This is a genomic window from Kribbella speibonae, from assembly GCF_004331375.1.
GTDB classification, from domain to species: domain Bacteria; phylum Actinomycetota; class Actinomycetes; order Propionibacteriales; family Kribbellaceae; genus Kribbella; species Kribbella sindirgiensis.
In genome coordinates, this window is sequence record NZ_SJKC01000003.1 from 103716 (window position 1) to 116614 (window position 12899).

13 protein-coding genes and 1 riboswitch are annotated in these 12899 nt (G+C 69.3%); of the genes, 8 read left to right on the plus strand and 5 right to left on the minus strand.

The window, feature by feature from the left end:
- Positions 1 to 15 precede the first annotated feature (15 nt).
- Genes E0H92_RS21775 through E0H92_RS21790 form a run of 4 tightly spaced genes read right to left on the minus strand, consistent with a single transcriptional unit; the run spans position 16 to position 5225 of the window.
- Complete coding sequence (locus E0H92_RS21775; RefSeq protein WP_131497566.1) at positions 16 to 1437, minus strand: FGGY family carbohydrate kinase; 1422 nt, start codon at positions 1435 to 1437, stop codon at positions 16 to 18.
- A complete protein-coding gene (locus tag E0H92_RS21780; RefSeq protein WP_131460957.1) occupies positions 1424 to 2821 on the minus strand; it encodes an alpha,alpha-trehalose-phosphate synthase (UDP-forming) in 1398 nt (465 codons plus the stop codon). The genes E0H92_RS21775 and E0H92_RS21780 overlap by 14 nt, the downstream gene beginning before the upstream one ends.
- Before the next feature lie 8 nt (positions 2822 to 2829).
- Positions 2830 to 3831, minus strand: coding sequence for a Gfo/Idh/MocA family protein (locus E0H92_RS21785; protein WP_131497567.1), 1002 nt, complete (start codon positions 3829 to 3831; stop codon positions 2830 to 2832).
- Positions 3822 to 5225: an amidase gene (locus E0H92_RS21790; protein WP_238173537.1), complete on the minus strand. Its 1404-nt coding sequence runs from the start codon at positions 5223 to 5225 to the stop codon at positions 3822 to 3824. Before E0H92_RS21790 ends, E0H92_RS21785 begins: the two co-directional genes overlap by 10 nt.
- A gap of 149 nt (positions 5226 to 5374) precedes the next feature.
- Between E0H92_RS21790 and E0H92_RS21795 the strand changes: the two genes are divergently transcribed.
- From E0H92_RS21795 to otsB, 3 genes are all read left to right on the plus strand, one after another.
- Positions 5375 to 5683 (plus strand): DUF3263 domain-containing protein, encoded by a 309-nt coding sequence (locus tag E0H92_RS21795; RefSeq protein WP_130443900.1) that lies wholly within the window; start codon positions 5375 to 5377, stop codon positions 5681 to 5683.
- 83 nt (positions 5684 to 5766) lie between these two features.
- Complete coding sequence (locus E0H92_RS21800; protein ID WP_238173538.1) at positions 5767 to 6348, plus strand: LytR C-terminal domain-containing protein; 582 nt, start codon at positions 5767 to 5769, stop codon at positions 6346 to 6348.
- Complete coding sequence (gene otsB, locus E0H92_RS21805; RefSeq protein WP_131497570.1) at positions 6345 to 7178, plus strand: trehalose-phosphatase; 834 nt, start codon at positions 6345 to 6347, stop codon at positions 7176 to 7178. The genes E0H92_RS21800 and otsB overlap by 4 nt, the downstream gene beginning before the upstream one ends.
- Here the strand turns inward: otsB and E0H92_RS45140 are convergent.
- Positions 7144 to 7434 carry a hypothetical protein gene (locus E0H92_RS45140; RefSeq protein ID WP_238173539.1) on the minus strand — a complete coding sequence of 97 codons (291 nt, stop codon included), beginning with the start codon at positions 7432 to 7434 and terminating at the stop codon, positions 7144 to 7146. The genes otsB and E0H92_RS45140 overlap by 35 nt on opposite strands.
- 515 nt (positions 7435 to 7949) lie before the next feature.
- Between E0H92_RS45140 and E0H92_RS21815 the strand changes: the two genes are divergently transcribed.
- The 5 genes from E0H92_RS21815 to E0H92_RS21835 all read left to right on the plus strand — a co-directional run bounded on the left by E0H92_RS21815 (position 7950) and on the right by E0H92_RS21835 (position 12883).
- On the plus strand, positions 7950 to 8744 hold the full coding sequence (locus tag E0H92_RS21815; RefSeq protein ID WP_238152535.1) for a DNA-3-methyladenine glycosylase family protein: 795 nt from the start codon (positions 7950 to 7952) through the stop codon (positions 8742 to 8744).
- 22 nt (positions 8745 to 8766) lie between these two features.
- Positions 8767 to 10005: a cation:proton antiporter gene (locus tag E0H92_RS21820; protein ID WP_131497573.1), complete on the plus strand. Its 1239-nt coding sequence runs from the start codon at positions 8767 to 8769 to the stop codon at positions 10003 to 10005.
- Between the two features lie 155 nt (positions 10006 to 10160).
- Entirely contained in the window at positions 10161 to 11126 is a 966-nt protein-coding gene (locus tag E0H92_RS21825) for a helix-turn-helix domain-containing protein (RefSeq protein ID WP_131497574.1), read from the plus strand.
- A 65-nt stretch (positions 11127 to 11191) separates the two neighbouring features.
- A riboswitch (SAM riboswitch) is annotated at positions 11192 to 11335 on the plus strand.
- A gap of 13 nt (positions 11336 to 11348) precedes the next feature.
- Positions 11349 to 12611, plus strand: a complete 1263-nt coding sequence (gene thrC / locus E0H92_RS21830) for a threonine synthase (RefSeq protein WP_131460420.1) — start codon at positions 11349 to 11351, stop codon at positions 12609 to 12611.
- Positions 12608 to 12883 (plus strand): ubiquitin-like small modifier protein 1, encoded by a 276-nt coding sequence (locus tag E0H92_RS21835; protein WP_130383007.1) that lies wholly within the window; start codon positions 12608 to 12610, stop codon positions 12881 to 12883. The genes thrC and E0H92_RS21835 overlap by 4 nt, the downstream gene beginning before the upstream one ends.
- Positions 12884 to 12899: the final 16 nt, after the last annotated feature.

The following is a 12899-nucleotide window of genomic DNA, read 5'->3' on the forward strand; positions in this document are numbered from 1 at the left end:
ACCGCAACCGCAGTACTAGAGAGCCGAGGCCTGTACGGCGAGTTCTCGGAGGGGCTCGTAGCGGAGGCGGAGGTCGGCGACGCGGGACACCTCGTCGGGGACGGGGGCCAGGTGTTCGCCGCCTGGTTCCGGGGAGAGGCCCAGGGCGATCGCTGCCGCGCCGCGGGCGCCTACTTCGGGTTCTGCGCAGACGGTGGTCGGGCGGGCGAAGGTCGCGGTCAGGCAGCGGCGCCACCATTCGGATGCGTCGATCCCACCGCCGCCCAGCACGACATCCAACTGCCGGTCGAACAGCGCGTCGAGCTGACGGAGGCCCCGGTCGATTTCCAGGGACGCGCCCTGCAGGGCGGCTGCGAGCAGGTCGGCGGGGTTGTCGTCGAACGACAAGCCGAAGTACACGCCGGATCCGCCGGGCACCACCGCGGGAGGCCGGGTGCCGGCCATGAACGGGATCGCGATCGCGTGGGACGCCCCGATCTCGACGTCGGTCGGTTCGTCGGACTCCAGCCGCAGTACTCCGGTCAGCCAGGCGTGCAGGTTCCCGGCGGCCGAGAACGCCATACCGCTCACGGCCCGCTTGTCGTCGACCCGGTACCGCCACAGCTCCCACGGCAGCTCAGGCGCGTCCTCGATCGGGTGCACGACGCGTACGGCGGCCGACGTACCGACGGTCACCGCTGCGACGCCGGCGTCGTACCCGCCGGTCCCGACGTTGGACGCGGCGCCGTCACCGGTCGGCGGATGCACGGGGACGCCGACCAGCCCGGGCCAGCGGCGTTCGTACTCCTTGGACAAGGTGCCCGTCCAACCGGTCGGCACGATCGGCGGCAACAGGTCCGCGGTGACGCCCGCGATCTCCAGCGCCTCGGCGTCGTACGCACCGATCGCGAGGTCCAGCGTGCCGGTCCCGGACGCGACCGAGACGGACGTGACGCGTTCGCCGGTCAGTCGCTCGAGCACCAGGTCAGGCAGGCCGGCGAAGGCGGCCGGGGAATCGTCCGAGAGCAGCCACGGGATCCGGCGGGTCCAGTACAGCCGGTGCAGCCAGGTGCCGGTGCGCGCGTGGAACGCCTGCTCGTCGAACGACGGACCGAGCCCGAGGTCGATCGAGCGGGTGTCGGCCCAGGTGATCACCGGCGTCCGTGCGGCACCCTTGTTGTCGAGGGCAACAATCGAGTGCCATTGCGAGGACAGCACGATCGCGCCGATACCGTCCAGATGACCGTTCTGCTCGAGCTCGTCCAGGCACCCGAGCAGACCCTCGACGTACTCGTGCAGGTCGAGCGTGGCGGAGCCGTCATGGCCGTACGCCGGGGAGATCTTGTGCCGCGCGAGTGCGCCGGGGATCGGTGCCGCGTCCTCGGCGGAGAGGACGAGCGCCCGCGCCGACGACGTACCGAGGTCGAGCGCGAGCACGTGCTCGTCAGTCCTCGTCATGCAACGCCTTCAGGAAGGTCTGGGCCCAGAGATTCACGTCGTGCGCGGCGAGGTGCTTGCGCATCGCCTTCATCCGCCGGCCGAGCTGCCGGTCGTCGGTGTTCATCGCGTCGACGATCGTGTCCTTCATCCCGTTGATGTCGTGCGGGTTCACCAGGAACGCCTGCCGGAACTCGTCCGCGGCGCCCGCGAACTCGCTCAGCACCAGCGCGCCGGTGTCGTCGTACCGCGTCGACACGTACTCCTTGGCGACCAGGTTCATGCCGTCCCGCAGCGGTGTCACGACCGCGACGTCCGCGGCCCGGAGCAGCGCGGCCATCTCGGTCCGGGAGTACGTCGTGTGCAGGTAGTTGATCGCGGGCGTACCGATCCGGCCGTGCTCGCCGTTGATCCGCCCGACCAGCAGCTCGATCTCGTCGCGCAGCACCCGGTACTGCTCGACGCGCTCCCGGGACGGCGTCGCGACCTGGATGAACACCGCGTCGTCGACCGAGATCCGCTTCTCGTCCAGCAGCTCGCCGAACGCCCGCAACCGTTGCCGGATGCCCTTGGTGTAGTCGAGCCGGTCGACGCCGAGCAGGATGTGCGACGGGTTACCGACCTCCTCGCGCATCTCGGCCGCGCGCGCCGTCGTCTCGGGCTGCCGGGCGAGGCTCTCCAGCTCGTTGACGTCGATCGAGATCGGGAACGCCTTCGCTCGGACGATCCGGTCGTCCGGCAGGTGGATCCGGTCGCCGCGGGTCCGCAGGCCCATCCGGTTGCGGGCCAGCCGGGCGAAGTTCGACGCCGCACCGGGCCGCTGGAAACCGACCAGGTCCGCGCCCATCAGCCCGTCCAGGATCTGCCGCCGCCACGGCATCTGCGCGAACAGTTCGGTCGGCGGGAACGGGATGTGCAGGAAGAAGCCGATCCGTACGTCGGGACGCAGCCGGCGGAGCATCGCGGGAACGAGTTGGAGCTGGTAGTCGTGCACCCACACGTCCGCGTTGTCGTCCGCGGCCTCCGCGGCGGCCTCCGCGAACCGCCGGTTCACCGCGACGTACGACTCCCACCACTCGCGATGGAACTCCGGCGCCACGATCACGTCGTGGTACAGCGGCCAGAGCGTCGCGTTGGAGAAGCCCTCGTAGTACAGCTGGACGTCCTCGGCCGACAGCATCACCGGGACCAGGTGCATCCCGTCGTTGTCGAAGGGATCGACCTTCTCGTCCGGGCTGCCGGTCCAGCCGATCCAGGCCCCGTGGTGTCCCTGCATCACCGGCGCCAGCGCCGTGACGAGTCCGCCTGGACTGCGGCGCCACGCCGTACTGCCGTCGGGCATCTCGATCCGGTCGACCGGCAGCCGGTTGGCCACCACTACGAAGGAACTCCTACCGTTCGGCATGTTCAGCGTCATCCACTCAGGTCGTCGTCGTCACCGGGGTAGCGCACCCCGATCTGGCTCCGGGTCTCGTCGAGCAGTTCGAGAATCTCGAGCGTGCCGGCGTGGGGAAGAGCCGGAACCTCGATCAGTCCCTGGCGCAATGCACGCATCACTTCTGCCGCCTCATAGTGGTACCCACGGCCATGCGTGGGGACGTCGATCCGCTCCGCTCCGGAAGCGGTCGTGCGCACGTAGTACTCGGGGTGGTGGAAACGGTGCGGCAGCTGCAGATTGCCGTCAGGGCCGCTGATCGACGCGACCCACGGGTTCTGCGACCGCAGGCCGCAGGTCAGCGCGGCGACCGCGCCGGACTCGTACCGCCAGGCCATCGCGACGTTCAGGTCCACGCCGTCCTCGTTGAGCGAACCGACAGCTTTGAGCTCTTGTGGCCGTCCCAGTGCCAGGTAGGCGAACGTCATCGGGTAGATGCCGCCGTCCATCAGCGAGCCTCCCCCGAGCGCCGGGTCGAGCAGGCGAACTGGCAGTGAAGGTTTGTGGAACGCGAAGTCCGCGACGACCTGCTGCGGTTCGCCGATCGAGCCGCTCGCCAGGTCCTTGAAGAGCGCCTGGATCACCGGGTTGGTGCGCATCCACATCGCCTCGGCGAACAGCGTGTTGTTCTCCGTGGCGACCGCGATCAGATCCCGGGCCTGTCGCGCGGTGAGGGTGACGGGCTTCTCGCACAGTACGGCGACGCCGGCCTGCAACGCCGTACGGGCGATGGCGTAGTGCTGCGGATGCGGCGTACCGATGTAGATCACGTCGACCTCGCCGGAGTCGATCAGCCGGCGGTAGTCGTCGTACGCATGCGGGATGCCGAACTCGGCGGCGAACTTCTGGGCGCTGTCCTGGGAACGGGACGCGACCGCGGTCACCACGGCGTCGTCCGGGAGCAGCCCGAGATCGTGCGTGAACTGGGTCGAAATGTTGCCGGTCGCAACAATTCCCCACCTGACGCGATCTATACCCACTGTCTGAACTCCGGGGTCGGGAACGGTCCGTCCGCAACGATTCTCGCGGTTTCGAACGCGTGCGCCAAGCGAATGAGCGTGACCTCACTTCGCGCCGTACCGCTGATCGTGAGCCCGACCGGCAGTCCGGAGACCACTCCGGTCGGGACGGACAGCAGCGGATAGCCGGCCAGAGCCGCGTGTGACGACGAGCTGCCGAGTACGTGATCGCCGTTCACCAGGTCGATCGCCCAGGCCGGTGAGTACGCCGGGGACACCAGCGCGTCGAGCTGGTTGTCGCGGAGCAGGTTGTCGATCCCGTCGCGGCCGGCGCGCAGCGCGGTGAGGCGTGCGGCGACGTACGCGGGGGAGCTGAGGCCTTCTGTGGCAGCGGCACGTTCGAACAGCTCCTGGCCGAACCACTGCAGCTCCTGGTCCGCATGCTTCTTGTTGAACTCGATGAGGTCGTCCAGCGTCCGCGGGCCGCCGGGTGCACGGGTAGCGAGGTACGCCGCCATGTCGACCTTCAGCTCGTGCGAGAGGACCTGTAGCTGGTCCTCGTCGCCACCTGGTGTCGGCAACGACAGGTGGTCGACCAGCGTGGCCCCGCACTGGCTGAGGAGCTCAAGCGCTCTCTCGGTGACCTGGTCCAGGCCGGTCGAGTAGCCCCAGAGAGGACCGCGCGGTACGCCGATGCGCACGTTGCTGAGGTCCGTGCCGCGGCAGGCCTCGGTGTAGTCCGTCTGGCCGCCGGTGAGGACGGTCAGGAGCGCAGCGGCCTGCTTGACGGTCCTGGTCATCGGGCCGGCGGTGTCCTGCGAGTGTGAGATCGGGACGATGCCCTGCTGTGGGACGAGCCCGACCGTGGGCTTCAGGCCGACCACACCGTTCAAGGCGGCTGGGCAAACGATTGAGCCGTTGGTTTCGGTCCCGATCGCGTAGTCCGCCAGTCCCGCCGCGACCGCGGCGCCGGAGCCGGACGAGGAGCCGCCGGCCGAGCGGTTCAGCGCGTACGGGTTGCGAGTGAGGCCGCCGTACGCGCTCCAGCCGGACGAGGACGCCGAGCCGCGGAAGTTCGCCCACTCGCTCAGATTGGTCTTCCCCAGGACAACACAGCCCGCCGCGCGCAGCCGCCGTACCAGTGCGGCGTCTTCCGGCGGCGGTGGCTGGTCGGCCAGCGCCAGCGAGCCGGCCGTAGTCGGGAGGTCGGCGGTGTCGACGTTGTCCTTGACCAGCACCGGTACGCCGTGCAGCGGCCCGCGCACCCGCCCTTCGTCACGCTCGGTGTCGAGTCGGGCAGCTTCGGTGAGCGCGGCGGGGTTGGGTGTGCAGACGGCGTTGACGAGTGCGTCGACCTCACGAATCCGCCCCTGCAACTCCTCGACCAGCGCCACGCTGGACAGAGTTGAGCTCACTCCAACGATCCTGCCAGAGTTGAGTGCGTCCGGTTGTCTTGTCAGCGACACGCTTCGTGTCGGCCGAGCGGTGAATGACATCGCTGTTGTTCAGCACGTAGAGTGGCTGGCGGACGGACGATCACCGACCGCACAGGAGTCAGCTGCACATGGACAGCGCCAACGCCAGCTCTTCCGGCCCCGCCGAAGCTGCGCCGCCGGCCGTTGCTGGACTCTCTGAGAGGGACGGCCAGATCCTCGCCTTCGAGCGGCACTGGTGGAAGTACGCCGGCGCCAAGGAACAGGCGATCCGGGACCAGTTCCAGATGTCGGCGACCCGGTACTACCAGGTCCTGAACGCGCTCATCGACCGCCCCGAGGCCCTCGCGCACGACCCGCTGCTGGTCAAGCGCCTGCGCCGCCTCCGCGCGGCCCGCCAGCGCGCCCGCTCCGCTCGCCGACTGGGCATCGAGGTCTGACCATGTCCCGCCGCCTCAGGGCGTGCCTCGCTGCCCCACGTCCGCGGGGTGAGCAGGGGCAGGTGTTGTCTTCGCTCGTTGCCGTGGCTGCCGTGGTGGCGATCGTGGCCGGACTGCTGGTGCTGTTCGGGACGCGGGGAGACGAGAGCAAGGCCGACGAGCCGGCCGGCGCCTCGCCGAAGCCGTCGGCGAAGCCCTCCTCGGGCCCGTCGACCGTCGGGGCGAGTGTGCCGAAACCGTCGACGAAGCCGACGACCGAGGAGACCAGCGCACCGCCGCCTCCTCCGGCGAGCACCAAGCCGCCGTCGACCGCGCCGACCGAGACCACGCAGCCGACGCAAACCACCCAGCCGCCGAAGCCGACGCAGCCGGTGACGATCCCGGCCGAGGAACGCCCGGCGATCGAGGTCTACAACAACACCCCGCGCAAGGGCCTCGCCGACACTGTCGCGAGCCGCGCCCGGCAGGCCGGCTGGACCGTGTCCGGGTCGCCGGACAACTGGCACGGCAAGGTCGCGGAGAGTACGGTCTACTACCCGCCGGGCATGCTCGACGCCGCCAACCAGCTCGCCCACGACCTCGGCATCGGCCGTACCAAGGGCGCTTTGGACAACATGAAGAAGGATCGCCTGACCGTGATCCTGACCTCGGACTACAGCGGATGAGCACTCCGGTCATCCAGACCGATGCGGGGCGAGAAGGCTGGGAAGCCATCGTCTCCGACCCGTCGACCGCGGTGATCTCGTCCGACTTCGACGGCGTCCTCTCGCCGCTCGTCGAGGACCCGGCGCGGTCCCGTCCGGTCGAAGGCGCCCTGGACGCGCTGGCCCGGCTCGCCCGCACCGTGAACCAGGTCGCGATCGTCACCGGACGACCCGCCTTGGTCGCCACCGAGCTGTCCGGGGTGAGCGGACACCCGGGGCTCGGGAGTCTCGTCGTACTCGGGCACTACGGGCTGGAGCGCTGGGACGCCGCCACAGGCAAGGTGACGAGCGAGCCGGTGCCGGAGGGTGTCGCGACGGCTCGGGACCGGTTGCCGGGGCTGCTGCGCGAGGTCGGCGTACCGGATGCGTTCGTGGAGGACAAGGACAGCTCGCTGGCGGTGCACACCCGTCGGCTGGACGATCCGGCCGGGGCGCTGGAACTACTGCGGGCCCCCTTGACCACGCTGGCTCAGGAGACCGGGCTGCGGTTGGAGCCGGGCAACCTCGTACTCGAGCTGCGGCCGCCCGGTATCGACAAGGGCGTCGCGCTGCGCCGGCTGATCGAGTCGACGGGCGCGCGGTCGATCCTGTACGCCGGTGACGACCTGGGCGACCTGGCGGCGTACCGGGCGATCCAGGCGCAGCGTGACACCGGACTGCGCGGCGTACTGCTCGCCACCCGCTCCTCGAACGCGACCGAGCTGATCGAGGCCGCGGACATCGTCGTCGACGACCCGAGCGGCGTGGTGACCGTCCTCACGGCCCTTTCGGACGCGATTTCAGCACGCTGAACGCCTGCGTCACGGTCTTGTTGATCGGCTGGATCGGCCGCTCGACGTACCCGCCTTCCTTCAGGTCCGCGAGCCGCTCGAACGGGTTCCGCGACGCCGGATCACCGGTGAGCAGGAACGAGACCACCACGGCCACGACGTACAGCGGGAGCATCGGCAACCCGATCAGACAGAAGTACTGCCACGAATGCCGCTCCTCGTGCCGCACCAGCGCCGGGTTGTCGAAGTACGACCGCTCATGCTTGCTCAGCACCACATTCCCGATCGTGAACGCCCCCGCCACCGGAAACCCAAGCTTGTACCCATTGGCAAAAAACAACCCCCGAGGCCCCCGACTGAACTTCGCCCGCCCCAACACCCCCACGAACAGACCAGCAACCGTAGTCAGATTAAGAAAGTTCCCCACCAACTTCACCCACTGCCAGGCGGTCATACCGCTCAGTATCGAACCAATGTCCTAATGTCTCAATTCTTAGGACATCGGGACATTTCATGTGCAGCTCGACAGGAGGTATCCGGCTCGGACGGTGTGTTGCCCGCTCGCCCAGGCGGGCCGACGGGTATGCGTACCCATATACGTCCTGTCGAACTGTCGGTGGGGTGGGTAAGACTTGGGGCGTGAGTTCGGTGGTGCGGGTTTGGCGGGCTGGGCGGGTGGTGGATCCGCATTCGGTGATTGGGGGGTTGCGGAAGGGGCCGGGGGATCCGGCGTATGTGTTTGATGCGGGGCGGCGGACTGTGTGGCGGGCTACGCGGACTCCGGACGGGGCGGTGTTGTTGCGGTTGACGCCGTACGCCGGGTTTGTCGAGGCGGAGGCTTGGGGGCCGGGGGCGGAATGGGCGCTCGACGGGGTGCCGGAACTGCTGGGGGAGCGGGACAGCTGGGACGGGTTCGAGCCGTTGCCGGAGCATCGGGTGCTGGTGGATGCGGCGCGGCGGTTCCCGCATGTGCGTGTGCCGCGGACGCGGGCGGTGTTCGAGGCGATGGCGGCGGCCGGGATCGAGCAGGTGGTGACCGGCAAGGAGGCGTTCCGGGCGTGGCGGCTGCTGCTGCGTGAGTACGGCGAACCTGCGCCGGGGCCTCATCAGCAGGGCAACCGGGTCATGATGGTGCCGCCGTCGCCCGAGGAATGGCGGCAGATCCCGTCGTGGCAGTGGCTCCGGGCAGGTGTCGAGGGGCGGCGATCGCGGGTGGTCGTCACGGCGGCGACGCGGGCTCGCGCCCTGGAGCGAACACTCGAGCTGACCGACGGCGCCGAGGTCGAACGGCGGCTGCGGTCGCTGCCCGGAGTCGGGGTGTGGACGGCGGCCGAGGTACGGCAGCGGGCGCACGGGGACGCGGACGCGTTCTCGTTCGCGGACTACCACGTGTCGCGGAACGTGTCGTACGCGCTGATCGGCGAGGAACTGGACGACGACGGCTGCGCCGAACTCATCGAGCCGTACCGCGGCCACCGCTTCCGCGTCCAGCGCCTGATCGAGCTGGCCGGTGTCGGCCACCCCCGCTTCGGCCCCCGCAAGTCCCTCCCCACCCACACCCCGGGCGCAACGCATCGCTTGAGGTAGCCCTGGGCACTGGTCCACCACCATGACAATCAACGGGGACGGCCTGTATCTCGTGGCAGGCCTGGCGCTGCTGCTCGGTGCCGTCCTGCCGCGGCTGCTCCGCCGGTACGCCGTCTCCGCGCCGATCGCGTTCCTCGGAGCTGGTCTGCTGCTGGGGTTCGCGGTCGACCACCACCGGTTGAGCCCGATCGCCGAACCCGGCCTCACGAAGCACTTGGCCGAGCTGACGATCCTGGTCGCGTTGATGGGTGTCGGGCTGGCGATCGACCGGCCGATCGGATGGCGCCGATGGATGGTGACGTGGCGTCTCCTGCTGGTCGCGATGCCGGCCTGTATCGCCGCGATCGCCGGCGCCGGATGGCTGCTCGGGCTGGCTCCTGCGACCGCTCTGCTGCTGGGTGCGGTCCTGGCCCCGACTGATCCGGTGCTGGCCTCGGACGTCCAGGTCCAAGGGCCGACGACCGGTGAGGGCGCCGAGGCCGAGGAAGACGACGAGGTTCGTTTCGCACTCACCTCGGAGGCCGGTCTGAACGACGGCCTGGCCTTCCCGTTCGTGTACGCCGCGGTGTTCGCGGCCACCAAGGGCGCGGTGGGCGGCTGGGCGTTCGAGTGGTTCGCCTGGGACCTGGTCGGCCGGACCGTGATCGGTGTTGCCGTCGGCGTCGGCGTGGGCTGGTTGCTCGGGAAGATGACGTTCGACGCGCCGTCCCGTACGTTCCGGCTGGCTGACGCGCGCGAGCCCGTACTGGCGCTTGCGATGACGCTCGGCGTCTACGGTTTGGCGCAGGTACTGCACGGCTACGGATTCATCGCGGTGTTCGTCGCGGCGCTGACACTGCGCGCGGTCGAGCGAAGTCACGATTTCCATGCGGAGCTGCACGGGTTCGTCGAGCAGCTCGAGCACATCCTGACCTGGGGGATCCTGCTGCTGCTCGGGGTGGCGATCACGGCCGGTCTGCTCGCGCCGTTGACCTGGGCCGGCGCCGCGCTCGGATCGCTACTGGTGCTGGTGATTCGTCCGGTGACGGCGTGGGTCTCATTGGCCCGAACCCCGATGCGCCGCTCCGAGCGCTGGGTGACGGCCGCGTTCGGGGTCCGCGGGGTCGGGTCGGTGTTCTATCTCGCGTACGCCGGCGCCGACTTCCGCACGGACCTTCCCTGGTTGTGGGCGACTGTCGGGTTCACCGTCGTACTGAGTGTGGTTGTGCACGGCGTTGCCGCGACGCCGCTGATGCGGATGCTCGAGGACCGGCGTTCCTGAGCGCGGCGGCCGGCGGCTCGACACCGTGGCGGATCGCGGAGGCGGCGTGGATTCCGGCGGCGAACTCCTTCAGCTTCTCGATCATGCGTCCATCGTCCGAGCCTGCACGCCGCTGCAGAAGTGGCGTGAACGACGACTATCGCTAAGATTTTGACATGGCTCAGCCCACGGTTTCGGTGCTCGCGTACGACGGTATGACCGCCTTCGAGGCGGGCATCGTCATCGAGGTGTTCGGCCTGGTCTGGCCGGACATCGACCAGCCCTGGTACGAGCTGAAGGTCTGCACCGAGACGCCCGACCCGATCCGGGTGATCGGCGGTGCGACGCTCAGCAGCCCACACGGTCTCGACGAGTTCGCCGCCGCCGACACGGTCGTCGTACCGAGCGTCGCGGATCCGTGGGCCGAGACCTCTCCCGGTCTGATCGAGGCGCTCCGGCACGCGCACACACGCGGCGCCCGGATCGTGTCGATCTGCTCCGGTGCGTTCGCGCTCGCGGCCGCCGGTCTCCTCGATCACCGCCGCGCGACCACGCATTGGCGGTACGCCGACCTCCTGCGCGAGCGTTTTCCGGCGGTCCTCGTGGATCCGGAGCCGCTGTACACCGACGAGGGGGATGTGCTGACGAGCGCCGGCTGCGCGGCCGGGCTGGATCTGGCGATGCACCTGGTCCGCAAGGATCACGGTGCCGCGGTGGCGAACGCGGTCGCGCGCAGGCTGGTGATCCAGCCGTACCGGGCCGGTGGGCAGGCGCAGTACATCGAATCGCCGGTCCCGCCGGATCCCGATGACGCCTCGGTCGCCCGCAGTCTCGGCTGGGCGCTGGAGCATCTCGCCGAGCCCATCGGCGTACCCGATCTGGCCCGGCAGGCCGGGTTGTCGCCGCGGACCTACCTGCGGCACTTCGCCAAGGCGACCGGGACGACGCCGGGCAAGTGGCTGATCGCGCAGCGCGTGCAGGCGGCGCTGACGATGCTGGAGAGCGGGGACGCGCCGGTGGAGGAGATCGCGCTGGCGGCCGGTTTCGCCACGCCGGTCACCCTGCGGCACCACTTCGGCAAGCAGTTGCACACGTCGCCCTCGGCGTATCGCCGGACCTTCCGGGAGCGGCAGCGAGGCTGAGATCGCCTGTCTCGAATGATGGGATCACAAGACACAATATGGACCCGATTGGGTAATCTCGGGGGAGCTCATCCAGAGGGACTGAGGGAAACGGCCCGTTGAAGTCCCGGCAACCCTCCCCGTCGAGCCCCCGCCCGGGGCGCCTCGCGGTGGAACGGTGCCACATCCGTCCCGCCGCCGAGATCCGGTGTTCGCGGGGAAGATGAGAGGGGAACCTCACTCATGAGCCTGACCGCCGCCACCCACACGATCCGTGAAGGTGCCTTCGGCAACGGTACGCACCTGAGCTGTCGCGCCTGTGGGGCGAAGTCGCCGCTCGGCCCGTTCTACGCCTGTATGGAGTGCTTCGGTCCGCTCGAGGTCGGGTACGAGTACCCGACCATCACCCGTGAGCAGATCGAGGCCGGACCCAAGAACATCTGGCGGTACCAGCCGCTGCTGCCCGTCCCCGTGGACGTGGCCAGCTTCCCGAACACCGAGCCCGGTTACACCCGGCTCGTCGACGCGCAGAACCTGGCCCGTGAGCTCGGGCTCAAGAAGCTCTGGGTGAAGGACGACTCCGGCAACCCGACGCACTCGTTCAAGGACCGAGTGGTCGCGAGCGCGTTGAGCGCCACCCGCGAGCTGGGCATGAAGGTCTTCGCGTGCCCCTCCACCGGCAACCTGGCGAACGCGGTCGCCGCGGCCGCGGCCCGGGCCGGCATCCGCTCGGTCGTCTTCATCCCCAAGGACCTGGAACGGCCGAAGATCATCACCACCGCGGTGTACGGCGGAACACTGGTCGCGGTCGACGGCAACTACGACGACGTGAACAAGCTCGCCTCCGAGATCGCCGGTGAGGAGGAGGGCTGGGCGTTCGTGAACGTGAACGTCCGCCCGTACTACTCCGAAGGCTCCAAGACCCTCGCCTTCGAGATCGCCGAACAGCTCGGCTGGCGGATCCCGCAGCAGGTCGTGATCCCGGTCGCGTCCGGTTCGCAGCTGACCAAGATCGACAAGGGCTTCACCGAGCTCGGCAAACTCGGTCTCGTCGACGCCACCGACTACAAGATCTACGGCGCCCAGGCGACCGGCTGCTCGCCCGTCGCGCAGGCGTTCCGCGACGGCCACGACGTGGTCAAGCCGGTGAAGCCGGACACGATCGCGAAGTCGCTGGCGATCGGCAACCCGGCCGACGGTCCGTACGTGCTGGACGTCGCCCGCCGGACCGGTGGCGCGATCGAGGACGTCAGCGACGAAGAGGTCGTCGAGGGCATCCAGTTGCTGGCCCGGACCGAGGGCATCTTCGCCGAGACCGCGGGCGGGGTGACCGTCGCGACGCTGAAGAAGCTGATCGCGACCGGGCAGCTCGACCCCGAGGCCGAGACCGTCATCATCAACTCCGGCGACGGGCTGAAGACGCTCGACGCCGTGGCCGACCGGGTCGGCCCCAAGGTGACCATCCCCGCGTCGTACGACGCCTTCGTGAAGGCAGGCCTGCAGTGAGTGTGAGCGTTCGCGTCCCGACCATCCTGCGGCCCTACACCCAGGGCGTGTCCGAGGTGTCCGCCGAGGGCGCGACCCTGACCGAGGTGCTCGACTCCCTCGACGCGTCGTACCCGGGGATCAAGGGCCGCGTCCTGGACGACTCGGGCGAGCTGCGCCGGTTCGTGAACGTGTACGTCGACGACGACGACGTACGCTTCGCCGACGGCCTGCAGACCACGATCAAAGACGGCGGCCAGGTCTCGATCATCCCCGCGGTGGCCGGCGGCTGATCGCAAGGTCTCTGGA

What these genes read in the sequence shown, in the direction of transcription:
- E0H92_RS21775 (WP_131497566.1), bottom strand. Translation starts at nt 1,437, where the DNA reads ATGACGAGGACTGACGAGCACGTGCTCGCGCTCGACCTCGGTACGTCG.
- E0H92_RS21780 (WP_131460957.1), bottom strand. Translation starts at nt 2,821, where the DNA reads ATGCCGAACGGTAGGAGTTCCTTCGTAGTGGTGGCCAACCGGCTGCCG.
- E0H92_RS21795 (WP_130443900.1), top strand. Translation starts at nt 5,375, where the DNA reads ATGGACAGCGCCAACGCCAGCTCTTCCGGCCCCGCCGAAGCTGCGCCG.
- otsB (WP_131497570.1), top strand. Translation starts at nt 6,345, where the DNA reads ATGAGCACTCCGGTCATCCAGACCGATGCGGGGCGAGAAGGCTGGGAA.
- E0H92_RS21820 (WP_131497573.1), top strand. Translation starts at nt 8,767, where the DNA reads ATGACAATCAACGGGGACGGCCTGTATCTCGTGGCAGGCCTGGCGCTG.
- E0H92_RS21825 (WP_131497574.1), top strand. Translation starts at nt 10,161, where the DNA reads ATGGCTCAGCCCACGGTTTCGGTGCTCGCGTACGACGGTATGACCGCC.
- thrC (WP_131460420.1), top strand. Translation starts at nt 11,349, where the DNA reads ATGAGCCTGACCGCCGCCACCCACACGATCCGTGAAGGTGCCTTCGGC.